This is a genomic window from Roseateles albus, assembly GCF_028595345.1.
GTDB classification, from domain to species: Bacteria; Pseudomonadota; Gammaproteobacteria; order Burkholderiales; family Burkholderiaceae_C; genus Paucibacter_A; species Paucibacter_A albus.
This window is the reverse complement of sequence record NZ_JAQQXT010000001.1, coordinates 712,125-737,839: the sequence shown is the minus strand read 5'-3', so window position 1 is coordinate 737,839 and position 25,715 is coordinate 712,125. Positions and strand designations below refer to the sequence as shown.

Here is a 25,715-nt window from a genome sequence, read left to right as displayed (position 1 = left end):
TCGAGGACATCAACTGGCGAGGCTCGCGCGGACTGGATCGCAGCCTCATCACCCAACTCGCGGGTTGTGACTGGCTGCGCCATGGCCACAACGTGCTGCTCACCGGGGCCACAGGTTGCGGCAAGACCTGGCTCGCGTGTGCATTGGCGCAGCAGGCGGCACGCCAGGGATTCGCGGTACTTTACACACGGGCGCCGAGGCTGCTGGAGGAACTGCGGGTGGCCCACGGCGACGGCTCCTTCAGCCGGCGCCTGGCGCAACTGGCGCGTATCGACTTGCTGGTGATCGATGACTTTGCGATTGCACCGATTACGGCGGCAGACCGTAACGACCTGCTGGAGTTGCTCGACGACCGGGTCGGCAGTCGCTCGACGCTCATCACCAGTCAGCTACCGGTCTCCAACTGGCACCAATGGTTGGATGACCCGACATTGGCCGACGCCATCCTGGACCGGATCGTCCATTCGGCACACAAGATCGCGCTCAAGGGCGAGTCGCTGCGCAAGAAACAGGACCTGGCATGAGCACCAAATCGAACAACGCAAGGCCGTCTGGGCCAGCCCAATTCAGGCTGATCGCGGACACCTGAGCTACCATCAACCCAGGCACTTGCGCGCGCCCAAACTGTCCGCGATCAGTTTGAAACGCTGTCCACCATCACGCTGAAATGACTGTCCGGGATCGCTGAAATCCGCACCTGGGCGTCGCAGGTCATCAAGACTTGGCTGAACAGAGGTTTGATCTGATTGCTCAACGATGCCACGAACTTGGCGATGTGGGCGTGACTGGGCTGGCTGTCGCCGCTGATGGCGATGAACTGGACGTTACGCGCACAGGCGGCTGCGATGCTGCGGCTGGAGATCAGGCCCTGGCTGTAGGCCAGCAAGACGATCTTGAGCATCACGCGGGGGTCGAAGGCGGAGGCGCCTATGGTGTCGTTCTTGAAGCGCGCGTCCAGCGGCGTCAAATCAAGTTCGTGCTCCACCAGGTAGTTCAGTGCAAAGGCAAAGCTGCCCGGCACGATCTGCTCCGACAGCACCACCGGCAACATCAGCGCGTGGCAATCACTGGGTTTGTAGCGCGGCACAAGCAGACTCCTGAATTGAGTCTGCACATTTTAAAAGTTATGCAGCTAAATTTGAATCGGGGGTGACCCGACTGGGGAGTTTTTTTACAGCCTCAACGTTCGAGCTGAGGGGCCGCAGCCGGCTGGCCGCGCGCAGCTGAAAATATACAGGCAGCGTAGCGCGGCCAGCTGGCGGAGGTCCACTCGAGCGATGGGTTAGGCGTCGTGCAGCATCGTGCCATTGTTTGCTGTGTTCTAGCTTCAATCACCGTACTGGTGCCAGACGGGCTTGCCATTCCTAAAATAGATGAGCGCACTTGCAGAACTGTCTTTAGCCACCATCAATCCATCGACTTTTAGCGTTACGCTCTGCCCAAGGTAGTTGCCGTGACCAGTTCCTCTGTCTTCGACGTGCCATACGTCAATCCATGAGAAGTTGTCGCCTCCGTTTCCGAAGTCTTGGCCTGCGCCGACAGTCACTGGTTTTTTGCCTTGAAGCAAGAAGGCAATGCCTTCCTTCTTCGTCTTGGTGTTCAGGATCAACATTGCCAGATCTTGGCGACCATCGCCGTTAAAGTCCCCTCGCCATACGAACGGGTTGAGCCGGGTCGAGATCTGAAGCGATTTCTCTGCCGCAAGCTTCGTCCAAACTTGCTCGGCCCAGAAGGGGAACTGCGCAGGCTCCAGAGTACCCTGTGCAGAAGCCGTATTCAGTGCCAATGCCACAAGCAGAATGATGACTCGTTTCATGACGCCTAACGTCAAAGTTGAGCCGCGAGCGGCGGCTGGGCACGAAAGGCCCAGAATGAAATGGGGGCCTGTAGTGACCAGCCGTTGCGAGACGGCTCGAACGCAGGGTTGGGCATCATTGCACGGGACGCTATCTAGCACCCAATGAGCGAGGGATTGATCCCTGCAACAAGATCTGGGCGCAGCGGTTTGATCGAGGCAACCTCCGCTGTGTAACCTCTGTGATCACATTCGACCCAGGACGTAAATGACTTGATGGTAATTTCAGCCGGAAGCTCGTACCTGGCCATGCTTCCGTTCAGAAGTCCATCGGTCTTGCCTCGGCCGAGCAGGGGAAGAAGCAACGCCCGGGGTTTCTTGTCCAGCGAAATGAAATTGATGGGCCGTGGATAGAACGTTCCAATCGCGGCCGGTAGCTCAAGGCGGGACGATTCATCAGGAAGGAAAAAGGCTTCGCCTTCTGTGTCTCGGTTTTCGGTCATGTCGGGAAGACGATCAAACTCGACCACTAAGGTTCCGGTGAGGCGGACTGTTCCAACAAACCTTGCGAAGTACCCCTCTTCTCCGCCGTCAGAGCGATTAACGAGCTTGAGGGGTGAATTCCCCACCGAGTATTCCGACCGATCTGCTTTAACCGCCGTCGGCAAGACCAACGCAATTGACGAGAGAAGGACGAGCGAGACGCGGATGTTCTTCATGATGCCCAACGTTCGAGCTGAGCGGCCGCAGCCAGCTGGCCGCGCGGAGCTGAAAATATACAGGCAGCGTAGCGCGGCCAGCTGGCGGAGGTCCACTCGAGCGAAGTGTTAGGCATCGCCTTTGGCCGACCACATGAGTGCAACTTCCGCAGAGACGCCAGAGCAGGCGAAGGCCACCTTGGACGGTGTAGGCGAGAGGGCAAGGATTGGCTCCTCGTGGGCGGCAAGTGCCTGCGCCAAGATGAGAAAGAACTCTTCCGACTGCTCGACTCCGGGCGATTCGACGCGTGCGATATTGACACGCGAGAAGTCTCCGAGGGAGAGGCTGCGACCTGCATTCGCCTGCCAAAGCTTGGCCATCCCTAGGTCACCGGCGGCCAAGTATTGGTGAAAGTACTTTGCGTTGTAGCTGTTTACGGAGGCCACTGTGCGGTTCGAGTTGTCCTCGGTGTCGGCGCACACGGCTAGGGCTTCTGACTCATGGTCGAAATACAGGGCGAAGGTAAACAGCGGGAAAGCGCTGGTTCTCAGCTCGGAGATGGCTGCGTTTATCACCTGTGAGGCCAAAGTGGCAGGATGCATGCTTGCGATGCCTAACGTTCGAGCTGAGGGGCCGCAGCCAGCTGGCCGCGCGGAGCTGAAAATATACAGGCAGCATAGCGCGGCCAGCTGGCGGAGGTCCACTCGAGCGACAGGTTAGGCCGCATTGGGTTTCGGCGCGACGGGCCGCGATGTAGACATCAAACCCTGCGCGTCCATCTCAGAGCATTCGGTCCAAGTTCGAGGGCCAGTCGGAACCACGATCGCACTATCGAAAGGGATGTTTTTCCGGATAGGCGTACCTAGTATCTCGCTCATCGTGGTCGTTACGGTGGTCGGCACGGAAACGTAGAAAAATCTCCTCTGTCCGGCCTGCAGCTCCAATGGAAAGATTCTTCCGGTGTCGCTCGCACCCATGGTTTTTGTAGCTACCTCATGAACCCCAGGCGACAAGGTAACTACTGTGTAGGTTGCTTCGGGAAGTACAGCCATCGACTTTGAGTTGATGCGGACATCAACAGTAGCCGGATCATTCGGAATGCGAAGCAAATATACGATTGCGTGATCTGGAAGCGGATCCTGCAAAGCAACGGGTGGCGGAAACTCCAGCGGCTTGGTCGCGCATCCTGTTCCGCAAAGCAGCGCAAACAAAAGTGATAGAAACACAGCGGTGATCTTCATTTTGCGGCCTAACGTCGAAGTTGAGTCGCGAGCGACGGCTGGGCGCGGAAGGCCCAAAATGCAATGGGGGCCTGTAGAGGCCAGCCGTTGCGAGTCGGCTCGAACGACCGGTTATGCATCAAGAGCACTCACCTGGCAGAGCGGGAATTGCAAGCACGTCATCTGCCGTTAGACCGGATCGGAATGCAATGCAATCACCTGGCTTGAGCATGTAGTTCAACTCGCGAACCCACTCTTCTCCCGTCTTCAGCTGCACTTTGGTCCTAAAAATGGCGTCGGCAGTTCGAACAGAGTTGATCGCCGCAGCAATTGCAATGCCTGGTCCAACACCCATTCCTCCGGCAATTCCAGCTTGCTGCTCCTTAGACAGTCCGCGGTGTTCGTTGGTGAAATCGACACGTTCAACCGAGACAACTCTTCCCACCGGCAAACGCCCGCGTTCCTCTGGTCGTTGACCCCACGATTCGACTATTTCAGTGGCGACCGGCGTAGTCGAACAGCCGGCAACCCCTGCGGCGATGGCTATGAATAGTGAAACTCTGAACATAGGTTTTGATGCATAACGTCGAAGTTGAGCCGCGAGCAGCGGCTGGGCGCGGAAGGCCCAGAATGAAATGGGGGCCTGAAGAGACCAGCCGTTGCGAGTCGGCTCGAACGCAGGGTTGGGCGTCATTTCTTGTGCGGTGCTTATCGCAATACTGAATGAGTTGCGGTACTAAACGCGTACGCAAGAACGAGTAGCGAGGGACTTACCAGAAGCAATCCGATAGGAAGCGTCAATTTCCCATGCTTCAAACGAACAAAGCCTAAGGCGACGATAGGCAGCAGAATAAACCAGTACCAGCTATATCGCATGGACGCGCTGAGCAACTGGCCTGCCCCAAGTGAACCCGGGTGCTGCGACATTACCTTTTCGAATCTGCTCCATTGTTCGGGGGAGACTGGAATTCCGGGCTTCTCGTTCAAGATTTCCTTCGCTTGTGGTGGCAATGCGTTGAAATCTATGCGGTGCCCATGCTGTGGCCCAGAAAAAAGCTCTGCCAAAACAATAGCAACCGCGAGTACGGCAATCCCTGTGAAGAAAGCAGCTTTGAGCGAGAAGTACTTCTGCATGAAAGGCCAATGTCTATGACGCCCAACGTTGAAGCTGAGGGGCCGGAGCCAGCTGGCCGCGCGGAGCTGAAAATATACAGGCAGCGCAGCGCGGCCAGCTGGCGGAGGTCCACTCGAGCGACCAGTTAGAGCGCATTGTTACTCGCATACGGCAGGCGCTCCTGAACCGAAGAATGCCAGCAACAGATTTCCGATGACCGGCGAGAAGATGAGTAAAACCGAGAATCCAGTGCCGGCAAAAAACAGAATTCGCCGCAGCAAATGCGGGTTCTTGGGATCAATCAGCTTCTCTGAAAGCGGCCCTAGAAAATAGAAAACATTGGCGATACAGAGCCCGATTGTGAAGCCGATCGCGCCGCCAACTATTGTGAATGCGGTGACTTCCAAGCAAGGTAAACGTTCACCGAGAAGTCCGACGACGGCGAGAAGGCAAACAAAGGAAATGGCAGCCGCGCCAACAAGGAATGCATTGAAATTCAGCCGCTGGCTCGACCACCATTCGAAGGGCGACGCGACGGACTCTGGAATGACCGTATTCATGCGCTCTAACGTTCGAGCTGAGGGGCCGCAGCCAGCTGGCCGCGCGGAGCTGAAAATATACAGGCAGCGTAGCGCGGCCTGCTGGCGGAGGTCCACTCGAGCGACCGGTTAGCCAGCATTTTCAGCCTCCCGTTGAGCCAACATTCTGGGCATACCATAGCCCCAGGTCGGCATAGAAAGAGCTTCCGCTTCCGGTGGTGCGTGCTCGAGTTGAAGTTCAGCCTCGCCAAGAATTGAACCACCCGATTCTGTGATTGCCTTGAGATGTGCGAACGCGAAGCTGATCACTGGTTGGCCTTGCAGATTAGCCGCCTTAGGGGGGTGGATGCCGACCCAGCGAACTACACCGGCAATGAAAATCCGTGAGCTTTGTTTGCCTTCCTTGAGGTGAGTACCAATGACACATCCTGCGCCGAAGCGACCATCAGAGAGGGGTATCGACCAAAACTGACCACGCGCCAAGGAGCGAGTGGACTTTGGAACGAACGGGAACTCCAGATCCACCATATGCTGGCTAACGTTCGAGCTGAGGGGCCGCAGCCAGCTGGCCGCGCGGAGCTGAAAATATACAGGCAGCGCAGCGCGGCCAGCTGGCGGAGGTCCACTCGAGCGACCGGTTATGGCGCATTCGATCTACGCCTCTGTCCGCAGAATTGCTGCTATTCGCCATGAATTTTTAGAGCTCCAAAAACGACAAGCCACAACCAGCAGGGAACTGCAACTAGAAAGAGAACATGAATTCTCTTGGACCCTGGATAGCAAGCAAGTGAGTACGCAGCTAGGGCCAGTGGCACCAGTTGAACCCAGAAGAAGTACGACACATGTTTTGCGAAACGAAAGTCATCTGGAACGAAAAGGACCACAGCCAGGAAAAGCAAGGCAATGGATGGCCCGTACGCTGAGCTCAGGGTGCGTTGCGCCAGCGAAGCGGTCTTGTCTGCATGGGTGAAATACATCCACCCGACTGCGGTACAGGCAACTGGAGCCGCAGCGAAGAACAGCAACCCGGCAAGTACGGATTCGATATTCATGCGCCATAACGTTGAAGCTGAGGGGCCGGAGCCAGCTGGCCGCGCGGAGCTGAAAATAGACAGGCAGCACAGCGCGGCCAGCTGGCGGAGGTCCGCTCGAGTGACCGGTTAGCCATCATTGGTGCCACCTGACGGAAAAATGCTCAGCTGCGGCATTTTGCAGATAGTAGGTGCGGCACCGATCCGAAGGGACGCATAGGGTAGCTGCCGTGAATGGGCCAGGTGAGTTTTTTGCCAACGAGGCACGCACATCCCGCAGCAACGAAATGGGATGCTTTTCCAGTTGCCGCCATTGAGCCTTGGAAGGTGATGCATAGGTGAGTGCAAATGCCGCCACCTCTGAGTGGTCGTCTGACACCAGAACGAACACGCCCCCTACCAGGCCGCTCCCATTCAGGTCCGCAGGAATGCAGCACGCTTGTCCGCCAGGAAGAACTGCATCGGTCGATCCATTCCATCCGTCTGGCGCCACTGGGCCGCTGGCGTGCACAGCCATCGGTACAAGCAGGGCGAACAACACGGCGCGGAGCTTCATGATGGCTAACGTCTGAGCTGAGGGGCCGCAGCCAGCTGGCCGCGCGGAGCTGAAAATATACAGGCAGCATAGCGCGGCCAGCTGGCGGAGGTCCACTCGAGCGACCGGTTAGCCCGCTGCCCACCGCCCCAACTACGGATGAGACTCACGCGCGATACCTTCGACCGAGAATGCCGGCAGCCACGGCACCGATAACGCTGGCGATTGCAAGCAACCCAGCGATGGAAGGCTGCCTACAACGCGGGTTCTCAGCAAGCAAGCTCCACGCACCAACGCACTCTGTGAATGCCATGCTCGAAGACGAGACGATCCAGAGCAGACACCAAATCGAGAACAACACCAGTAGCGTGGAGGACAGGTAGCAAACGTAGCGGATGGCAGTGCGTTTTTGCATTTTGCTGCGGGCTAACGTCCGAGCTGAGGGGCCGCAGCCAGCTGGCCGCGCGCAGCTGAAAATATACAGGCAGCGTAGCGCGGCCAGCTGGCGGAGGTCCACTCGAGCGACCAGTTAGAGCGCATTGTTACTCGCATACGGCAGGCGCTCCAGAACCGAAGAATGCCAGCAACAGATTTCCGATGACCGGCGAGAAGATGAGGAAAACCGAGAATCCAGTGCCGGTAGAAAACAGAATTCGCCGCAGCAAATGCGGGTTCTTGGGGTCAATCAGCCTCTCTGAAAGCGGCCCTAGAAAATAGAAAACATTGGCGATACAGAGCCCGATTGTGAAGCCGATCGCGCCGCCAACTATTGTGAATGCGGTGACTTCCAAGCAAGGTAAACGTTCACCGAAAAGTCCGACGACGGCGAGAAGGCAAACAAAGGAAATGGCAGCCGCGCCAACAAGGAATGCATTGAAATTCAGCCGCTGGCTCGACCACCATTCGAAGGGCGACGCGACGGACTCTGGAATGACCGTATTCATGCGCTCTAACGTGTTGTCGGGAGACAGTTTTGTCGGTTGTCGCCCGCAAACTGTCTCCCTAAATCTGCGGCAAGAAAACGGGCGAAAGCCCCTTGAACATTGACTTGGCTGGTCATAGACTGTATTTTCATACAGCAATAACAGGTCGACAAAAGCAGCTCTTCGATTGAGCGACAAAGCTCAAGTGAAAACCCGCATTTGCTTGCCTTGGAGCCGTCAATGTTGAATTCATTTGCTACCAGCCTCCCTGCGAACGTTCGTGCTGTCGGCGGCGAGCTTTCTTCACCGCAGTATTCGCGGGTGACTATAGCGCCAAGCCAGGGACCTCGGCTGCTGGATCAGTTGCGGGAACGCATTAGGTTTTTGCACTACAGCTTGCGTACCGAAGAAGCCTATGTGTATTGGTGCAAGGCCTTCATCTGCTTTCACGACAAGCGCCACCCCAAGGACTTGGGTGGGGCAGAGGTCGAGGCGTTTCTAAGCTGGTTGGCGAACGAGCGGAAGGTCTCGGCATCGACTCATCGTCAGGCCTTGTCGGCCCTGCTTTTCCTCTACGGCAAGGTGCTGGATTTGAACTTGCCGTGGCTGCAAGCCATAGGCCGGCCACAAGTTCAGCGTCGCCTGCCCGTGGTGCTCAGTCGCGAAGAGCTGGCGGCCTTGTTCCGCCACTTGTCTGGCGAGCATCTTCTGTTCGCGCGGTTGCTGTACGGCACCGGCTTGCGGCTGAGCGAAGGGCTCCAACTGCGTGTCAAGGACATCGACTTTTCGCACCAGGCCATCGTCGTGCGTGAGGGCAAGGGCGGCAAAGACCGGATCGTGATGCTGCCGCAGGCGCTGGTGGCCGGGCTTCGTGCGCAGCTGGCGCGCGCACGTGATATCTGGCTTGCTGACCAAGCTGCTGGCCTTGGCGGCGTGGAGCTGCCCCATGCGCTGGAACGAAAATATCCGCGCGCAGGAGCCTCCTGGGCCTGGTTCTGGCTCTTCCCGCAGGCCACGCACTCGGTGGACCCGCGCAGCGGCGTGGTGAGGCGGCACCATATCTACGACCAGACCTTCCAGCGCGCATTTAAAAAGGCATCGCTGCAGGCAGGCATTATCAAACCAGCCACCCCGCACACGCTGCGCCACTGCTTCGCCACCCATTTGCTGCAAGGCGGCAGCGACATCCGTACCGTGCAAGAGCTGCTGGGCCATGCGGATGTGTCCACCACCATGATTTACACCCATGTCTTGCGCATGGGCGGCTGGGCGGTGCGCAGCCCCTTGGACCAACTCTGAATGAATGATTGAATGATTGAAAGATTGATTGATTGAATGGCTGAATGACGGGAGGGCGGGCAAGCCTTGCCGGCCCTCCCGCTAACTCACTTCCCGCCCGGCATCTTGCTGTCCACGCCCTTGACGTAGAAATTGACGCCGGAGAGGAATTTGTCGTCAGCCTGCTCGCCCTTCTTGAGCAGCTCTTTGCCGTCTTGGCCGACGATGGGGCCTTTCCAGATCGCAAACGTGCCGTCTTTGAGCCCGGCCTTGATCTTGTCGATCTGCGCGCGGGTGTCGGCCGGCACGGCCTCGGCGATGGACACCATATCGATCGCGCCTTCCTTGACGCCCCACCAAGCATGCTTGCCCGGCCCGGCCGTCCAGGTGCCGTCCAAGGCCTCGCGCACGGTGGCGATGTAGTACGGCGCCCAGTTGATCACGGCCGACCCCAGATGAGCCTTGGGACCGTAGGCGGTCATGTCGGAGTCCCAGCCGAAGGCGTACTTGCCGTTCTTCTCGGCCGTTTGCAAGACCGCGCTGGAGTCGGTGTTTTGCATCAGAACATCGGCGCCGCCGTCGATCAAGGTCTGCGCGGCTTCGGTTTCTTGTGGCGGATCGAACCACTTGTTCACCCACACCACTTTCACCACGGTCTTAGGGTTGACGCTTTGCGCGCCGAGCGTGAAGCTGTTGATATTGCGGATCACCTCGGGGATGGGGATGGAGCCCACCACGCCCAGCGTGCCAGTCTTGCTCATCTTGCCGGCGATAACGCCAGCCATGTACGCACCCTCATAGGTGCGCGAGTCATAACTGCGCAGATTGGCGGCTTGCTTGTAGCCGGTGGCATGCTCAAACTTGACGTCGGCACTGTCGGCCGCCACCTTGAGCATGGGCTCCATATAGCCGAAGGTGGTGCCGAAAATCAGCTTATTGCCCTGGCCGACCATATCGCGGAAGACCCGCTCGGCATCGGCCGCCTCGGGCACTTTCTCGACAAAGCTGGTTTGCACCTTGTCGCCAAACTCCTTCTCGACCGCCTTGCGCGCGTTGTCATGCGCAAAGGTCCAGCCGCCGTCGCCGACCGGGCCGACATAGGCAAAGGCGATCTTCAAGGGCTCGGCCTTTGGTGGCGCAGAAGCTGCGGCAGAAGCGGCCGAGGCGGCAGGCTGCCCGGCCGCCACCGATGCGTCATCGGCCTTCTTGCCGCAGCCGGCCAGCAAAGTGGCCGCAGCAGCCGCACCTGCCAGCACACTCAGAGCACCGAATCTCAACAAAGATCTACGCTTGTTCATCGTCGTCATCTCCAAAAAAAAGACCACACCAAGAAGAAAAGAAAATTCAAGACCCAGGAAAGAAAGGCTTGCCCAGCGAGGCCGGCATGTTTGCCCGTATAAAAGCGGCGTTACTCGAAATCAGCACCAGCACCACAATGGTGGACAGATAGGGCAGCATGCTCAGGAACTGACTTGCTACTTGCACGCCCTGCCCCTGCAGATAAAACTGCAGCATGGTGACAAAACCGAACAAGTAAGCACCAAGCAGGATGCGTGCCGGGCGCCAGGTGGCAAAGGTCGTCAGCGCCAGCGCGATCCAGCCCTTGCCGGCGATCATGCCCTCGACCCAGAGTGGCGTGTAGACGGTGGACACATAGGCGCCGGCCAGCCCGCACAAGCTGCCGCCAGCCATCACCGCCGCGAGGCGAATGGCGCGCACCGGATAGCCCAGCGCATGGGCCGACTCCGGCGATTCACCCACCGCCCGCAATACCAAGCCGGCGCGCGAGCGGTACAAAAACCAAGCCAGGGCAGCGGTCAGGACCATAGCGCCGTAAACCAGCGGATGCTGCTTGAACAGCGCCGGGCCGATGAAAGGGATGTCGGCCAAGAACGGCAGCTCGTAGGAGCTGCGCGGCGATAACTTTTCCGAGGTGTAGCGTATGCCCACAAAGGCCGAAAAGCCGGTTCCAAACAGGCTCAGGGCCAGGCCGGCCGCATATTGATTGGTATTGAGCCAAATCACCAGCACGCCAAACAAGCCGGCCAGCAGCGCGCCCGCGCCCATGCCGGCGGCAAAAGCCAGCCAGCTGCTGCCGGTGTGCACGGCGGTGGCAAAGCCGGCGATCGCCGCAACCAGCATCAAGCCCTCGGCGCCGAGGTTGACGATGCCGGCACGTTCGTTGATCAGCAGCCCCAAGGCAGCCAGCGCCAGCAAGGTGCCGGCGTTCAAAGAGGAGGCGATCAACAGCGCAATAGCGTCCATGTGTTGAGCTCCTCAGGCCGCTGCGCGCACCGTGCGGCGCAGGCGGTAATTGATCAAGCTGTCGCAGGCCAGGAGCGAGAACAGCAACAGGCCCTGGAACACGCCGGTGATGGACTTGGGCAGGCCCAGGCGCGTTTGCGCCAGCTCGCCGCCGATGTAAAACATGCTCATCAAGACGGCAGAGAACACGATGCCCACCGGATGCAAGCGGCCGACAAAGGCCACGATGATGGCGGCGAAACCATAGCCGGCCGGCACATAAGGCGTCAGCTGCCCCAGCGGCCCGGCGACCTCCAAGGCTCCGGCCAGGCCGGCCATGGCGCCCGACAGCAGCAGCGCCGTCCACAGCGCGCGGCTTGATGAGAAGCCGGCATAACGCGCAGCCGCAGGGGCTAGCCCGCCGACCTGCAAGGCGAAACCCGCATAGGAGCGAAACAAGAGCACCCAAAAAGCCAGCACCGAGCCCGCCGCAATAGCGGAGCCGATGTTCAGGCGCGAGCCCTCAAAGAGTCGCGGGATTTTTGTGACGGCCAAAAAGCTGATGCTCTGTGGGAAGTTATAGCCCTGCGGGTCTTTCCAGGGGCCGTAAACCAGATAACTCAAGAGCAGATCGGCCACATAGACCAGCATCAGGCTGACCAGAATCTCATTGGCATTGAAGCGCGCGCGCAGCAGCGCCGTGATGCCCGCCCAGGCCATGCCGCCCAGCATGCCGGCCAGCAAAATCCACAGCACGATGATGCGGCCCGTGTTGGCGTCGGCCTGCATCGCGACCCAGCCGCCGGCCAAGGCGCCAATGATGAACTGCCCTTCGGCGCCGATATTCCAGACATTGGCGCGAAAGCACACTGCCAAGCCAAGCGCAATCAGCACCAGCGGCGTCGCCTTCAGACCCAGCTCGCTCCAGGCGCTGACCGAGCGGATCGGCTCCCAGAAAAACATCTGCAGGCCGCGCAGCGGGTCTTTGCCCAGCAGCAGGAACAGGCTCACACCCAAGGCGACCGTGATCAACAGCGCCAGCAAAGGCGAGGCCAATGCCATCAGCTTGGAGGGTTGCGGGCGAGGCTCAAGCCTGAGCATTGCCCGCTCCAAGGTTCCAGAGCCCGCTCATCCACTCGCCAATCATCGCGCGGCTGGCCTGCGCCACCGGCACGGCCGGCGACATGCGGCCCTGCGCCATCACGACCAGGCGGTCACTGATTTCAAACAATTCGTCCAACTCTTCGCTGAGCACCAAAACGGCGCAACCTGCATCGCGCAGTTTGAGTAGCTCCGCCCGAATCTGCGCGGCAGCACCGACATCAACGCCCCAGGTGGGCTGCGCAATGATCAAGACCTTAGGCGCGGCATCGATCTCGCGGCCGACGATGAACTTCTGCAAATTGCCGCCCGACAGGCTGCGCGCCGCCGCACCCGCACCGCCGGCGCGGACCGAAAAGCGTGCAATCAAATGCTCGGCCAAACGCTGAACCCGCGCGGTACGCAGCCAGCCCCAGGCTGTCACGCTGCCTCGGTCGGTGCGGGTCAGCAAGGTGTTTTGCGCCAATGACATCCCTGGCACAGCGCCGCGCCCCAGCCGCTCCTCCGGCACGAAATGCAGGCCCAGATGGCGCCGTTTGCGCGGGCTGCTGCGGGCAATATCCTGACCGAACATCTGCACGCTGCCGGGCTGGCCGCGCGGATCTTCGCCGGACAGCGCGGCCAGCAACTCCTGCTGGCCATTGCCGGACACCCCGGCCACGCCGACGATCTCGCCGGCATGCAAGTTCAAGTCAATATCCACCAAGGTGGTGCCAAAAGGCTGGGCCTTGGCAAGACTCAAGCGACGCAGGCCCAGCGCCAAGGCGCCCGCCTTGGTCGGCAGGCGCCGCAGCGGCGGCGGCTCGGCGCCAATCATCAGGCGCGACAGCTCGCTATTGCTTTGCGTGCGCGGGTCGACCTCGCCCGTGACGCGGCCGGCGCGCAGCACCGTGCAATGCTCACACAGCGCCCGGATCTCATCGAGCTTGTGGCTGATGTACAAAATACTGCAGCCCTGTGCGGCGAGTTGGCGCAAGGTGACAAAGAGCTTGTCCACAGCGCGCGGCGTCAGCACCGAGGTCGGCTCGTCGAGGATCAGCAACTTCGGCTCGGTCAGCAAGGCGCGCACGATCTCGACCCGCTGGCGCTCACCGACCGACAAGCTGTGCACCGGGCGCTGCGGGTCTACTTCCAGGCCATAACTCTGCGCCACGGCGGCGATGCGCGCGCTCAACTCGGCCAGGCTTGGGCCTTTATCGAGGCCCAGCCAGATGTTCTCGGCCGCGCTCAGCGTGTCAAACAGCGAGAAATGCTGATACACCATGCTGATGCCCAAAGCCCGGGCCTGCGCCGGGCTTTTGAGCGCAATCGGCTGGCCATTCCAGAGCACCTGGCCGGCGTCGGGCTGCACCGCGCCGTAAATGATCTTCATCAGCGTCGACTTGCCGGCGCCGTTCTCCCCCAAGACCGCATGGATCTGCCCCGGCGCCACCGACAAGCACACCCCGTCGTTCGCTTTGACGGCGGGGTATTGCTTGCTGATGCCGGTGAGTTGCAGTCGGGCGATGCTCATGGACAGGCCGAAGTTTGATGCTCAGATCATAGGGGGCTGTTGCCGAGATGCTGTCGGGGTTAAGCAGTAGAAAGCTCTCGGCCGCTCAGCAATCGATGATGACCAGCGTGCCACGACTGCCCGGCGCAACCGCATGCGCCTGACCCGCAGGCACCAGATAGACCGAGCCGGCCGGCACAGCGACCACCTGGTCGGCAAAGGCTAGATTCATCTGACCGTCCAGCACCAGCAGCGCCTCGTCGAAGTCATGGATTTCGTCCGGGTAAGCGCTGCCGTCCATGCGCAAGACCTTGAAGTTAGCGCCACCAACACGGCCAAGAATCTGCGAACGCCAAGGCTGCGGCAAGTCCGCCGCCGCAGCGGCAAGATCAATCATCGACATTTCAACTTCCCTTACTACCCGTTTGTGCTGGCGTGTGCCAAGCTATCTTGGCTGAATACATTGACCCATTTTTCGTCCTCTTGGCGGCGCCACAAGGACGAGACATACATCACCTTGGCTTGAGCGTCAGCGACTCGCTGGAACACTGCCCGGTAGGACAGCATCACCAGGCCGGGCGCCAGATCCATGATGCGCGCTTCGCTGAGCGCATAGCTTGGGGCAAAGCCGGGGGCCTGCTCGAAGGTGCTGAGGTTTTTGGCCAAGCTGGCAAAGCCACTCGGATAGACGCCCAGGAACTCCGGCGCCAACAGCGCCAAGTAGGCCTGCTTGTCGCCGAGGGTCAAGGCTTGCCAGACGCGGGTCTCGAGAGCAACAAAGAAGGCGATCTTGTCTGCGGTCATGCGGTTGAGCTCCGAGAATATTTAGGCACGCCGGCCACATAAGCGCTGTGCAGATTGCGCTCATCCGACAAGCCCATCCACGCGAACACCCGCTCATGCAGGCCGCGCGCCACTTCGGCGCGGGCCGTCGCCACCGGGCCGACGGCCCAGTCCCAGACGCAAACATCGGCCAGCGTGCCGGCTCCGAAGTGGCCGATCTCATCCACCAGCCCCAGTGCCTCGGCCGCTCCGCGCGTGGCGGCATGCAGACCCGCCCAGGCGCTCATACGCTGACCCGCCAGCGCCTGCACCTTGTAGCCGTCGAGCAAATTACGCTGCATGGACAGGCTGCTACCGCCGCCCACATCGCTGGCCACACTGACCGCGACGCCGGCTTGGGCCGCAGCCGCCCAGTCAAACAAACCGCTGCCCAGAAACAGATTCGACGAGGGGCTGAAGGCGATCTGCGCGCCGCTGGCTTTGAGCACGGCGCGGTCGGCATCGTCCAGCCAGACGCCGTGCGCCAGTACAGCGCGCGGGTGCAAGAGGCCTTCGCGGGCGTAGACGTCCAGATAGCTGCGCGCATCGGGGAACAACTCGCTCACCCAGGCTACTTCGGCGCGGTTCTCGGCCACATGGGTCTGCATATAGAGCGACGCATCGGCGCGGCACAGCGCACCGGCCATCGCCAATTGGGCGGGCGTGCTGGTCGGTGCAAAGCGCGGCGTGACGGCATAAGCCAGGCGGCCCACACCATGCCAGCGCGAGATCAGATCGACGCAGTCGCGCTCCGCACTGGCCACATCGGCATCCAAGAGCGCGGCCGGGGCGTTGCGGTCCATCAAGACCTTGCCGGTGATCAGACGCATGCCGCGTTGCGCTGCCGCCTCGAACAGCGCCTCGGCCGAAACCTTGTGCACGGTGGCGAAGACCACCGCCGCCGTCGTACCGTGAGCCAGCAGCGCGTCCAAAAAGCGCTCGGCACCGGCGCGCGCGACAGCCGGGTCGGCATAGCGGCATTCGGCCGGGAAGGTGTAGGTGTTGAGCCAGTCCAGCAACTCGGCACCGTAGGAGGCGATCACGTCGAGCTGGGGCGCATGCACATGGGTGTCGATGAAGCCGGGCAGGATCAGGCGACCGCTGTGGTCGATCTGCCGCCAGCTCGCATCGGGCGCCTCGGCCTGCGTGCCCTGGATGCGGCCGCGCTCGTCGACCAGAAGCCAATGGTCAGGCTGAAAGCGCAGCGCGCTGCCAGGGTCGATCTCGCCCCAAGCCGGTGCGGCCGTGAAGTCGAGCAGATCGCCGCGCAGGGCAAATTTTTCAGGGGGAGTGGCGAGTGGCAATGCAAGGTTCCAGGCGAAGGTCTGAGCGGGATCGTATATCGTCGGGCCATTGCCTCAGATGCACATTCACCACATGAGCCTGCCCGCGCGCCCGATTCGCTTTTTCCACCGAGGACAGATCCAGTCCGTGCAAGGCTTGCCGGTCACGACCACCGTGCTGCAATACCTGCGCGAACACGCTTGCCTGGGCAGCAAGGAAGGCTGCGCCGAGGGCGACTGCGGTGCTTGCACGGTGCTGGTGGGCGAGATGCGGCAGGGCCGGCTAGAGCTGCGCAACGTCAACGCCTGCACCCAATTTTTGCCCACACTGGACGGCCAGGCGCTGCTGACGGTGGAAGACCTGGGCTCGCCCTCCACCTCGCTGAACCCGGTGCAGCAAGCCTTGGTCGACTGCCATGGCTCGCAATGTGGCTTTTGCACCCCCGGCTTTGCGATGACGCTGCAAGCCTGCTATGAAAAACACAGCGAGGCCGGCAGCCGCCCAACGCGCCAGCAACTGGCCGACGATCTGGCCGGCAATTTGTGCCGCTGCACCGGCTATCGGCCGATTCTGGATGCGGGAGAAAAGATGTTTGAGCTGCCGGGCCAGCGCCTCGATCTGAAGTCGGCCGAGGCCGCCCTGCAGCTGCTACAGGTCAACGCCGAGGCTCTGCACTATGAAGCGCCCCACCCCGCCTTCGGGCAGCGCATCGACAGTTTTGATGCGCCGCGCAGCGTGGCCGCGCTGGCCGCCTTGGTCGAAAGCAAGCCGGCGGCCCGCCTGCTGGCCGGCTCCACCGACATCGGCCTGTGGGTCAACAAGCAGTTCCGCGATCTGGGCGACCTGATCTACCTCGGCGCGGTAGATGAGTTACGCCAGATTCGCGCGCAGCCCTTTCAAGGCCAAGCCGGGCTGTGGATAGGCGCCGGCGCTTCGCTGGAAGACGCCTGGGCCGCCTTGACTTCCGCCGCGCCCAACTTGCGCGAGCTATGGCTGCGCTTTGCATCGCCGCCGGTGCGCCACGCCGGCACGCTGGGCGGCAATATCGCCAACGGCTCGCCGATAGGCGACGGCGCGCCGGCCTTGATCGCACTCGGCGCCGACTTGCTGCTGCGCCGTGGCTCACAGCAGCGGCGCCTCAAGCTAGAAGACTTTTACCTCGGCTATATGCAAAAAGATTTGCAGCCCGGTGAGTTCATCGAGGCCATGCACCTGCCGCTGCCCAGCGCCGACTGGCGACTGCGGGCCTACAAGATCGCCAAGCGCTATGACAGCGATATCTCGGCCGTCTGCGCGGTGCTGGCCATCCGGCTGGACGGTGACTTGATCACGGAGGCGCGGCTGGTGTTCGGCGGCATGGCGGCCGTGGTCAAACGGGCGGCGCAGGCCGAGGCTGCATTGCTGGGGCGCCCCTGGACAGAAGCGAGCATGCAGGCCGCCCAAAGCACCCTGACGCAAGACTTCACGCCCATGAGCGATGCCCGCGCCAGCAGCGCTTACCGGATGCAGGTCGCGCAAAACCTCTTGCGCCGCTGCTGGCTGGAAACACGAAGCGAGGCGCCCTTGACAGCCGCCGAGCTGAGCGTCTGGCAGGCTGTGAGCTTCAACAAGGCCACCGGGAGCGCTGCATGAGCACCCATGATCAAGTGGGTGTCAGCCGCCCCCACGAATCGGCGGCGCTGCATGTGTCGGGCGAGGCGATCTACACCGACGACATCGCCGAGCTGGCGGGCACGCTGCACGCGGCACTCGGCTTGTCGCCGGTCGCGCATGGCAGGCTCTTGTCGATTGACTTGGATCTGCTGCGCGCCCAGCCCGGCGTGGTCGCGGTGCTGACGGCCGCCGACATTCCCGGCAGCAATAACTGCGGCCCGCTGCTGCATGACGACCCCATCCTCGCCGCGGACGTACTCAGTTACCTGGGCCAGCCGGTGTTTGCCGTCATCGCCAGCAGCCGCGAGCTGGCGCGCCGCGCCGCCGCGCTGGCCAAGGCGGCGATTCGCTATGAGGCGCTGCCCGCCGTGCTGAGCGCGAAGGCCGCGCATGAGTTGGGCCAGTATGTGTTGCCGCCCATGCACCTGAGCCGGGGCGATGCGGCCACGGCGCTGGCCACGGCGCCGCAGCGGCTCAGCGGCTCCTGGTCGGTCGGCGGCCAGGAGCAGTTCTATCTGGAAGGCCAGATCAGCTATGCCTTGCCGCAGGAGCAGCAAGCGATGCTGTTGTGCTGCTCGACCCAGCATCCCAGCGAGATGCAGCAATTGGTCGCCCATGCCTTGGGCTATGCGGCGCATCAGGTGCAGGTGCAATGCCGGCGCATGGGCGGGGGGTTTGGCGGCAAGGAGTCGCAGTCGGCGCTGTTCGCCTGCGTGGCGGCCATTGCTGCAGCGAAGCTGCGCCGGCCGGTCAAGCTGCGCCTGGACCGGGATGACGACTTCATGATCACCGGGCGCCGCCATGGTTTTGATTACCGCTGGGATGTGGGGTTTGACGAGACCGGCATGATCTTCGGTGCCGAGGTCGACTTGATCTCCAACTGCGGCCATTCGGCCGATCTGTCGGCGCCGGTGATGGCGCGCGCGCTCTGCCATTTCGACAACGCTTACTTCCTGCCGCATGTCGCCCTGCACGGCTTTTGCGCCCGCACCAACACGCAGAGCAACACCGCATTTCGCGGTTTTGGCGGGCCGCAGGGCGCGCTGGCCATCGAGATGATTCTGGATTCGGTCGCCCGCCGCTTGGGGCTGGACCCGCTGCTGGTGCGCCAACGCAACCTGTACAGCGACGCAGATGGGCGCAACATCACGCCCTACGGTCAGCAGGTCGAGGACAACATCCTCGCCGCACTGATCAACCGGCTGGTCGACAGCAGCGACTACCAAAACCGCCGCGAGGCCATCGCCGTTTACAACAGGCACAGCCCGGTGCTGAAGAAAGGCCTGGCGCTGACGCCGCTGAAGTTCGGCATCAGCTTCAACGTCGTGCATCTGAACCAGGCCGGCGCCTTGGTGCATGTCTATACCGATGGCTCGGTCTTGGTCAACCATGGCGGCACCGAGATGGGCCAAGGCCTGAACACCAAGGTCGCGCAGGTGGTGGCGCATGAGTTGGGGCTGCCACTGTGCAGCGTACGCTGCAGCGCCACCGATACGCAAAAGATCGCCAACACCTCGGCCACGGCCGCTTCCACCGGCAGCGATCTGAATGGCAAGGCGGCGCAGGATGCGGCGCGCAAGATCAAGCAAAGACTGGGCTTGTTGGCGGCGCAGCTGTTCGGCTGCACGCCGGAAGAAGTGCTGTTCGGCGGTGGGCGGGTCAGCGCGGGCGAACAGTCCCTGAGTTTCGCGGAGCTGGTGCACAAAGCCTATATGCAGCGCGTCCAGCTTTGGGCCGATGGTTTTTACACCACGCCGGGTCTGCATTGGGATCGCAGCAAGCTGCAGGGCAAGCCTTTCTACTATTTTGCTTTCGGCGCGGCGGTGGCCGAGGTTCTGGTCGACACGCTGACGGGCGAGAGCCGCGTCACCCGCGCCGATGTGTTGCACGATGTCGGCAAGTCCTTGAACCCGGCCTTGGACATAGGCCAAATCGAGGGCGCTTTTGTGCAGGGCATGGGTTGGCTGACGACCGAAGAACTGCGCTGGCACCCGCAAACCGGCGCCCTGCTGACCCACGCGCCCAGCACCTACAAGATCCCGACCGCCAACGACAGCCCGCCCGATTTTCGCGTCAGCCTTTTCGATCAAGCCAATGCGGCCGACAGCATTCACCGATCCAAAGCAGTCGGCGAGCCGCCGCTGCTTTTGCCCTTCTCGGTACTGCTGGCGATCAAGGATGCTGTCGCCTCGGCCGGACCGGTCGGCTGCGACCCGCACTTGATGGCGCCGGCTACGGCCGAGGCGGTGTTGTCGGCCTTGCAGGCTGTGCGGACTGTTGGGACTGTGTAGAGAGTTGCGCCAATTGGCTCAGAATCACATGCGCCGCCGTGATGCGCGCCGGGATCTCCACGTTCTTGTTCGCCAGCATCACGATGCCAATTTTCAGCTCGGGCACAAACAAGACATAGCTGCCGAATCCCCCAGTTGAGCCGGTCTTGTTGAACAAGGTCGACCCGGCCTTTAGGGTCTGCATTTCCAATGACGAGAGGCGTTTGGCTGGATTTGATTCGAAAATCATGTCCTCGGAGTTGCCAGCCAGCAAACGATCCAGCGTGATGGGGAAAGGGTACTGCTCCCAGCCCAGCCCTTGCACCATCTCACCGACCTTGAAGTGGCCCAGTTGCGTGCCGGCTATCGCACGCTGCATGGTCACGCTCAAATGCTGCGGATCGATTTGGGCTTGCACATAACGAATCATGTCGGCGGCTGTCGACTTGACGCCATACGCTTGTTCGGCAAGAACGCCTGGGCTCACGCGGATCTCGGCATTGGCCTTGCTATGGCCCCAGGCATATCGTTCCATCTGCGCGTCCGGCACCTGGATGTAACTGTCATGCACGCCTAGCTGCGGGAACAGCTGGGTTTGCATCGCCTCGACAAAACTGCTTTTCAAGGCCAAGGCGGTGACATGACCCAACACGCCAATACTTGGATTGGAGTATTCGCGCCTTGTGCCCGGCGCAGCGCTCGGCCGCCATTGCTGGAAATACGCGATCATGCCCTCGGGCTCGACTTCATCCGGAAACTGCAGCGGCAGGCCACCGGCGGTGTAGGTCGCCAGATGGATCAAGGCGGCGCGGTCGATCGCCCGACCCTTGAGCGCTGGCATATAGCGGCCGGGATGGTCGTTCAATGACAGCTTGCCCTGCACTTGTGCATATGAAGCGAGCGTGGCGGTGAAGGTCTTGCTGATGGAGCCCAGCTCGAACAAGGTGTGCTCGTTGACGGGCTTGTGGGCCGCCCGGGACGCCAGGCCGTAGTTGTAGAAGCTGGCTTCGCCATTGAGCGTGATCGCGACCGCCATACCGGGCACGTCATGCTGAGCCATCAAGGGAAGAATTGCCGCATCGACGATGGCTACAAGCTTTGCGGGGGGCTCGGCGGCCTTGGTACCGGCAGGCAGCAGGCATGAACAGACCAGCGCGAAGGTCAACAACTTTTGCACGAGAGTCATCAGGCGAACAAGCTTGCGAGCCGCTCCACCGCAGCGACCGACAGCGCCCGGTCGATACGGGTGTCCTCATTGCCGAAGTCATGTTCGCCTTGCGCCTGCACCAGCACGCCGTCGCGGCGCGGCAGCATGAACAAGTTGTGACCTCGGTAGATCAGCGCGTAATCCACCTCGATTTGCGGCACCAGGCGGGCGGTCTGGCCGCGCACTGGGATGATGGAGGTGTCCCCCAACAAGGCACGCGCGCCATAGCCGGTGCAGTTGACGACGGTGCGTTCACGCAAGTTGCCAAACTGGCGCGGATGCTCAAACTCCTGCTGCACGATCTCGCCGCCGGCGCGCAAAAAGTCATCCATCAAGAGTCGCTGATAGCTGGAGATATTGAAGCTCATCTGCGTGAAGCGCTTGGCATGGGCGACGCGAAACGGGTGCGAGCCGGGCTTCAAGAGCACAGACCTGGGCCGGAGATCGTCCAGCTGCGCCATCAGATCGGGGTAGTCGGGCTCGTCGGACTCGTCGTCCTCGCCGCCATGCGCGGAATCGGGCAAGGGCTGATCGAAGGGAATGTCCGACAAGAAATAGCCGTCACGCCACTCGACCGGCTGATCGGCCAGGCCGAGCAGGCTTTGATAGGTCTTGAAGGAGCTGCGCGCCATCTGCTCCCAGGCTTGAGTCCAGGCCGGCGTCGCGTGCTCGCTGCTGCAGATGCGCGAGTCCGGTGACCACATGCCGGTGGCCTTGGATGAGGCCACTTCGGGCGGGCGCTCCTTGCAGTAGATGCGCACCTTCATCCCGTTCATTTGCGCGACGCGGGCGGTCGTGAGGCCAATGGCGCCGCAACCAATCACCGCAATCTGCTTAGGCCCGCTGGCGCGGATCAGCGGCAGGGCCAGCTGGGCCGAGCCCCAGGACAGCGACCAGCCGGCGCCGCCATGGCCGTAATGGTGAACGATGGTCTTGCCGTAGCGCTGCTCGGATTCAATGCGCGGCCCTTGGGCGCGAAAAGGCCGGCGGCAGACATTGATGTCAATGATGCGATCGGCCTTGGCGCGCACCGCTGCGAGCTGGCGCGGCGGAGCAAAGTTGCCAAGTTCGTCGGCCATGGCTTGGCTGGCAGCTAAAGAGGCGAGCGTGGCTGCGCCCGCGCGCAGAAAGTTGCGACGTTGCATAGCGAGAGTTTCCTAGTGAGTTTTTTGACCGGAGCGGCTCCGGCACGGGTGCGCTAACTGCTGTGCAGCATGGCAATATTGGCGCGAATACGGCCGGCGTCCCGCATGCGTTCGGCCGAGTCATCGGCGTCCAGCAGCACGACGGTGAATTGTTGGCCGCCACTCTTGAAGCGCATGGTCAGGCAACTGCCGGCCACGCTGGTGTAGCCGGTCTTGGACAGCTGGATGTCCCAGCCCTCCTCGCCCACCAGCGGGTTGGTGTTGCGCACCGCGCGCGCACGGCCATCGACGCCCACGCGCGCGCTTTGCTCGCTGCTGATGCGTGCAATCTCAGGGTAATGCGAGGCGGCGGCGGCAATCTTGGCGACCTCGGTGGCGCTGGAGACATTGCCGGGCAAGATGCCGGCCGGATCAACAAAGCGGGTCTGCGTGAGGCCCAGGCTTTGCGCCTTGGCCTGCATGGCCCGCACAAAGGCCGGCGTGCCGCCCGCATAGTTGCGCGCCAGCGCGGCGGCGGCGCGGTTGTCCGAGGGCATCAGCGTCAGCTTGAGCGCGCTGAGCCGGCTGATGTTCGCGCCTATCGGCAGATGCGCGGCGCTGGGCCTGCTCGGGTTCAAGTCGCCGGCTTCAATTCGCAATGGCTCATCGAGGTCTGGCCTGGCGTCCAGCGCCACCATCGCCGTCATCAGCTTGGTGATGGAGGCAATCGGCACCGCCGTGTCGGCGTCCTTGCTCATCAGAACCGCGCCGCTGCTCTCGTCCAGCAGCAGCATATGGCGGGCGTTGACTGGCAGTTGCAGCAACTGGGGCATGCTGGGCAGGCGGGCACTCTGGTTCGGCGCGGCAAGCCCGGCAACTTCGCTTGCCTGGCCGCCGGCACCCAAGCGCGGCTGCGTCTGCATCCAGAGGCTGGCGGCGGCCACCAGCAAAGCGGGCAAGGCCATTTTCCAACCGGCACTTTGGGCCTGAGGCGCCAACAAGCGTTCCAAGCGTTGCAGCAATTTGCCGCCGTTGGCGGCTATGGCCAGCGGCGGTGTCAAAGCAGCTTGTTGCAGCGACAAGGCCTGCAGGGCCTTGGCCAAACGACGCGGATCATCGAGCGCCTGGGCGGCCAACTCGTCGGCCACTTCTTCGCGCGCATCGCGCATCTGGCCAGACAAGCACCACACCACCGGGTGAAAGAAGAGCAGCGACTCGACCAGGCTTTGCAGCAAATTGGCGAGATAGTCCCAGCGCCGCACATGGGCCAACTCATGCGCGAGCAAGGCCTCCAGCAAGGCGGGCGGCATGCCGCTGAGCAAGGCGGTGGGCATCAGCACCAAGGGGCGCAGCAGCCCCAAGGTGACGGGGCTGCTCAGCTCGGGCAAGAGCCCCAGCGTGACCTTGCGGCCCAGGTTCAGGCGCTTCGCCAAAGCGTCCATGCGCTGCTGCCAGGCCTGCGGGGCCGGGCCGGCGCGGCGGCGCAGCGTGCCCAGCCAGGCCAAGCCGGCACCCAGACGCAGCGCCATCAACATAACGCCCAAACCCCAGGCCGTGACCAGGGCCGGCAGCTGCGCGGCCACAGCCTGCAGCCACGCGGGCAGCGCTGTCAGCTGCGACGGCAGCCTGCTGCCCGCATCGCCGCTCAGCATCCACACGAGATGAGCCAGCGGAAGACACAGGCAAATCAACAGCGACCAAGCACAGACCGCATAGCGCCAACGCGGGCCGGCCTGACGCAAGAAGCCGAGCGCGGCCCAAGCCAGCGCGCCGACGACCAGGCCTTGCCAGACAAAATTCAACAAGGCCCAACCGATGGCCGGCACCCAGGACTGCAGCAAGGTCGAACTCATTTGCCCTCGCCCTGGCTATCCAGCAGCTTCTGAATATCGGCCCGCTCCTGCGCGCTGACATGGCCCTTCAAAGCAGCCAGCACCAGCGCCTTGCCCGAGCCGGCAAAGGCCTTGGCGATCAGGTCCTTGAGCAAATGGGTCTGCAGCTTGTCTTGCTTTTGGGCCGGCGCATAAAGCTGTGGCCGCCTGCTTTCATCCCTGTTCAGCAGTCCCTTGGCATGCATCAGCTGCAGTTGCCGCAAGACGGTGGCGTAAGTGGCCTCCGGGCGATCGCTCAGCAAAGCTTCGTGCACTTGCTTGGCGTCGGCGGGGCCGATGCGCCAGAGCACACGCAATAGATCGAGCTCGGCGGCGGTGGGATGGGGAATGCTGGATTGCGGCATTCATTCAGTATAAATGTTCTAGAACAAATATTCTGAAAAATTTCAAGCCAAAGCCGTCGGAAGAAACAGTTGGGGCCCGAGCCCGCCCATGCGATCATCACGCCATGCACGCCTTTTCCCGCGCCATGGTCGAGCTGTACAGCTTGGCCGAACAAGCCAGCTATCAGGAGTTCCCTGAGGCGGCGCTGCGCTTGCTGCGGCGCTCGGTCGGCTTTGACGGCGCGGTCTTGGGGCTGGGGGAATCCGGGCCTGCGCCGCAAGGGCCTTTGCAAATCACCCAAGCCCATGTGCACCAGCGCGATGAAAAGATTCTGCAAGCCTATGGCGCGGTCGCTGCCGAAGACCCGGTCACCGGCCAGTTCTTGCGAGGCCTGAGCCAGCCCCTGGCGGTCGACTGCCAAGCCCAGTACAGTGGCCGCCAGCAGGTAACAGGCGCAATGGCTGACTTCAGCAAGGCCTTTCACCTGCGCCATTTGCTGCTGTTCGGAGACCGGCCCGTCGCTGGCCTGCCAGGACGTTGGCTGGTGCTCTACCGCAGCAGCGACAGCGGCTTTGGGGCCGAAGACGCCGACTACCTACACGCCACCTGGGCCCATTTGTCGCGCGCCATCGTCATTCACCGCAATGCCCTGCTCGACCGACAAGACAGCGCGCGGGCGCAGCGCGCTTCGGCCCTGGTCAACGCGCAGGGCGGCATAGAGACCGCCGACCCGCAGTTCTTGACGCTCTTGCGCCTGCAATGGGCCGAAATGGGCAGCCGTCAGTTGCCGCTTCCCTTGCTGGATGCACTCAAACGCGGCGTCAGCTTTCGAGGCCAGCAAGTCGAGGTCAGCGCCAGGCGCCAAGAGCATCTGTGGGTCTGCTCGGCCAAGCCGGTCGACACACTGGCGGCACTGACACCGGGTGAAAGCGCCGTGGCGCGGCGCTATGCCGCCGGCCTGAGCAGCAAGGAGATCGCCCGCGAACTGGGTGTCGCGCCCAACACGGTACGCACCCAAATCACCCGCGCCTACGCCAAGCTGCAAGTGCATGACAAGGCGGCGCTGGCTCAGCGCCTGATGGAGCAATGAGGGGCTGAGCTGTCACGCATTTGCGTGATTGAGTGGCGCGGTCGCTGCGTCTATCGTGATTGCGGAGTCGAGGGCATT

Annotated in this window: 27 protein-coding genes; 5 read left to right on the top strand and 22 right to left on the bottom strand. The window is 62.0% G+C overall.

The window, feature by feature from the left end; translation table 11 throughout:
- The coding region (gene istB, locus PRZ03_RS03055) for an IS21-like element helper ATPase IstB (RefSeq protein WP_273598966.1) at positions 1 to 524 on the top strand (524 nt) is incomplete at its 5' end.
- 110 nt (positions 525 to 634) lie between these two features.
- Here the strand turns inward: istB and PRZ03_RS03050 are convergent.
- From PRZ03_RS03050 to PRZ03_RS03000, 11 genes are all read right to left on the bottom strand, one after another.
- Complete coding sequence (locus PRZ03_RS03050; RefSeq protein ID WP_273598965.1) at positions 635 to 1,087, bottom strand: transposase; 453 nt, start codon at positions 1,085 to 1,087, stop codon at positions 635 to 637.
- Positions 1,088 to 1,327: 240 nt separating this feature from the next.
- Positions 1,328 to 1,816, bottom strand: a complete 489-nt coding sequence (locus tag PRZ03_RS03045) for a hypothetical protein (protein WP_273598964.1) — start codon at positions 1,814 to 1,816, stop codon at positions 1,328 to 1,330.
- Positions 1,817 to 1,950: 134 nt separating this feature from the next.
- Positions 1,951 to 2,514, bottom strand: coding sequence for a hypothetical protein (locus PRZ03_RS03040; protein WP_273598963.1), 564 nt, complete (start codon positions 2,512 to 2,514; stop codon positions 1,951 to 1,953).
- A 108-nt stretch (positions 2,515 to 2,622) separates the two neighbouring features.
- Entirely contained in the window at positions 2,623 to 3,096 is a 474-nt protein-coding gene (locus tag PRZ03_RS03035; RefSeq protein ID WP_273598962.1) for a hypothetical protein, read from the bottom strand.
- Between the two features lie 114 nt (positions 3,097 to 3,210).
- The gene (locus PRZ03_RS03030) at positions 3,211 to 3,735 is read right to left on the bottom strand and encodes a hypothetical protein (protein ID WP_273598961.1); all 525 of its coding nucleotides are present in this window, start codon (positions 3,733 to 3,735) and stop codon (positions 3,211 to 3,213) included.
- Between the two features lie 118 nt (positions 3,736 to 3,853).
- Positions 3,854 to 4,408 carry a hypothetical protein gene (locus PRZ03_RS03025; protein ID WP_273598960.1) on the bottom strand — a complete coding sequence of 185 codons (555 nt, stop codon included), beginning with the start codon at positions 4,406 to 4,408 and terminating at the stop codon, positions 3,854 to 3,856.
- A gap of 14 nt (positions 4,409 to 4,422) precedes the next feature.
- Entirely contained in the window at positions 4,423 to 4,848 is a 426-nt protein-coding gene (locus PRZ03_RS03020; protein WP_273598959.1) for a hypothetical protein, read from the bottom strand.
- A gap of 138 nt (positions 4,849 to 4,986) precedes the next feature.
- Complete coding sequence (locus tag PRZ03_RS03015) at positions 4,987 to 5,388, bottom strand: hypothetical protein (RefSeq protein ID WP_273598958.1); 402 nt, start codon at positions 5,386 to 5,388, stop codon at positions 4,987 to 4,989.
- A gap of 108 nt (positions 5,389 to 5,496) precedes the next feature.
- The gene (locus PRZ03_RS03010) at positions 5,497 to 5,895 is read right to left on the bottom strand and encodes a hypothetical protein (protein WP_273598957.1); all 399 of its coding nucleotides are present in this window, start codon (positions 5,893 to 5,895) and stop codon (positions 5,497 to 5,499) included.
- A gap of 152 nt (positions 5,896 to 6,047) precedes the next feature.
- A complete protein-coding gene (locus PRZ03_RS03005) occupies positions 6,048 to 6,419 on the bottom strand; it encodes a hypothetical protein (RefSeq protein ID WP_273598956.1) in 372 nt (123 codons plus the stop codon).
- A gap of 1,056 nt (positions 6,420 to 7,475) precedes the next feature.
- Positions 7,476 to 7,877: a hypothetical protein gene (locus PRZ03_RS03000; RefSeq protein WP_273598955.1), complete on the bottom strand. Its 402-nt coding sequence runs from the start codon at positions 7,875 to 7,877 to the stop codon at positions 7,476 to 7,478.
- A 219-nt stretch (positions 7,878 to 8,096) separates the two neighbouring features.
- Here PRZ03_RS03000 and PRZ03_RS02995 point away from each other — a divergent pair, with 219 nt between their 5' ends.
- Positions 8,097 to 9,155, top strand: a complete 1,059-nt coding sequence (locus tag PRZ03_RS02995) for an integron integrase (RefSeq protein WP_409993912.1) — start codon at positions 8,097 to 8,099, stop codon at positions 9,153 to 9,155.
- 86 nt (positions 9,156 to 9,241) lie between these two features.
- On the opposite strand, the gene PRZ03_RS02990 is transcribed toward PRZ03_RS02995, so the two are convergent.
- From PRZ03_RS02990 to guaD, 7 genes are all read right to left on the bottom strand, one after another.
- Entirely contained in the window at positions 9,242 to 10,441 is a 1,200-nt protein-coding gene (locus PRZ03_RS02990) for a BMP family ABC transporter substrate-binding protein (RefSeq protein ID WP_273598953.1), read from the bottom strand.
- Between the two features lie 37 nt (positions 10,442 to 10,478).
- Positions 10,479 to 11,399 carry an ABC transporter permease gene (locus PRZ03_RS02985; RefSeq protein WP_273598952.1) on the bottom strand — a complete coding sequence of 307 codons (921 nt, stop codon included), beginning with the start codon at positions 11,397 to 11,399 and terminating at the stop codon, positions 10,479 to 10,481.
- 12 nt (positions 11,400 to 11,411) lie between these two features.
- Positions 11,412 to 12,479 carry an ABC transporter permease gene (locus PRZ03_RS02980; RefSeq protein ID WP_273598951.1) on the bottom strand — a complete coding sequence of 356 codons (1,068 nt, stop codon included), beginning with the start codon at positions 12,477 to 12,479 and terminating at the stop codon, positions 11,412 to 11,414.
- A complete protein-coding gene (locus PRZ03_RS02975; RefSeq protein WP_273598950.1) occupies positions 12,466 to 13,992 on the bottom strand; it encodes an ABC transporter ATP-binding protein in 1,527 nt (508 codons plus the stop codon). Before PRZ03_RS02975 ends, PRZ03_RS02980 begins: the two co-directional genes overlap by 14 nt.
- 85 nt (positions 13,993 to 14,077) lie before the next feature.
- Positions 14,078 to 14,374, bottom strand: coding sequence for a cupin domain-containing protein (locus PRZ03_RS02970; RefSeq protein ID WP_273598949.1), 297 nt, complete (start codon positions 14,372 to 14,374; stop codon positions 14,078 to 14,080).
- Positions 14,375 to 14,388: 14 nt separating this feature from the next.
- A complete protein-coding gene (locus tag PRZ03_RS02965; RefSeq protein WP_273598948.1) occupies positions 14,389 to 14,775 on the bottom strand; it encodes a nuclear transport factor 2 family protein in 387 nt (128 codons plus the stop codon).
- Complete coding sequence (guaD, locus tag PRZ03_RS02960) at positions 14,772 to 16,097, bottom strand: guanine deaminase (RefSeq protein WP_273598947.1); 1,326 nt, start codon at positions 16,095 to 16,097, stop codon at positions 14,772 to 14,774. The genes PRZ03_RS02965 and guaD overlap by 4 nt, the downstream gene beginning before the upstream one ends.
- Before the next feature lie 73 nt (positions 16,098 to 16,170).
- Here guaD and xdhA point away from each other — a divergent pair, with 73 nt between their 5' ends.
- Together xdhA and xdhB are read left to right on the top strand one after the other, a co-directional pair.
- Entirely contained in the window at positions 16,171 to 17,709 is a 1,539-nt protein-coding gene (gene xdhA, locus PRZ03_RS02955) for a xanthine dehydrogenase small subunit (RefSeq protein WP_273598946.1), read from the top strand.
- Positions 17,706 to 20,021, top strand: a complete 2,316-nt coding sequence (gene xdhB, locus PRZ03_RS02950) for a xanthine dehydrogenase molybdopterin binding subunit (protein ID WP_273598945.1) — start codon at positions 17,706 to 17,708, stop codon at positions 20,019 to 20,021. The genes xdhA and xdhB overlap by 4 nt, the downstream gene beginning before the upstream one ends.
- On the opposite strand, the gene ampC is transcribed toward xdhB, so the two are convergent.
- From ampC to PRZ03_RS02930, 4 genes are read right to left on the bottom strand one after another with little or no spacing between them, the layout of a single operon-like run.
- Positions 19,963 to 21,186 carry a class C beta-lactamase gene (ampC, locus tag PRZ03_RS02945; RefSeq protein ID WP_273598944.1) on the bottom strand — a complete coding sequence of 408 codons (1,224 nt, stop codon included), beginning with the start codon at positions 21,184 to 21,186 and terminating at the stop codon, positions 19,963 to 19,965. The genes xdhB and ampC overlap by 59 nt on opposite strands.
- Positions 21,186 to 22,352, bottom strand: a complete 1,167-nt coding sequence (locus tag PRZ03_RS02940; RefSeq protein WP_273598943.1) for an FAD-dependent oxidoreductase — start codon at positions 22,350 to 22,352, stop codon at positions 21,186 to 21,188. The genes ampC and PRZ03_RS02940 overlap by 1 nt, the downstream gene beginning before the upstream one ends.
- Positions 22,353 to 22,405: 53 nt before the next feature.
- The gene (locus PRZ03_RS02935) at positions 22,406 to 24,184 is read right to left on the bottom strand and encodes a M56 family metallopeptidase (RefSeq protein WP_273598942.1); all 1,779 of its coding nucleotides are present in this window, start codon (positions 24,182 to 24,184) and stop codon (positions 22,406 to 22,408) included.
- Positions 24,181 to 24,567, bottom strand: coding sequence for a BlaI/MecI/CopY family transcriptional regulator (locus tag PRZ03_RS02930; RefSeq protein ID WP_263534267.1), 387 nt, complete (start codon positions 24,565 to 24,567; stop codon positions 24,181 to 24,183). The genes PRZ03_RS02935 and PRZ03_RS02930 overlap by 4 nt, the downstream gene beginning before the upstream one ends.
- A 104-nt stretch (positions 24,568 to 24,671) precedes the next feature.
- On the opposite strand from PRZ03_RS02930, the gene PRZ03_RS02925 reads away from it, so the two are divergent.
- The gene (locus tag PRZ03_RS02925) at positions 24,672 to 25,637 is read left to right on the top strand and encodes a helix-turn-helix transcriptional regulator (protein WP_273598941.1); all 966 of its coding nucleotides are present in this window, start codon (positions 24,672 to 24,674) and stop codon (positions 25,635 to 25,637) included.
- The last annotated feature ends 78 nt before the right edge of the window (positions 25,638 to 25,715 follow it).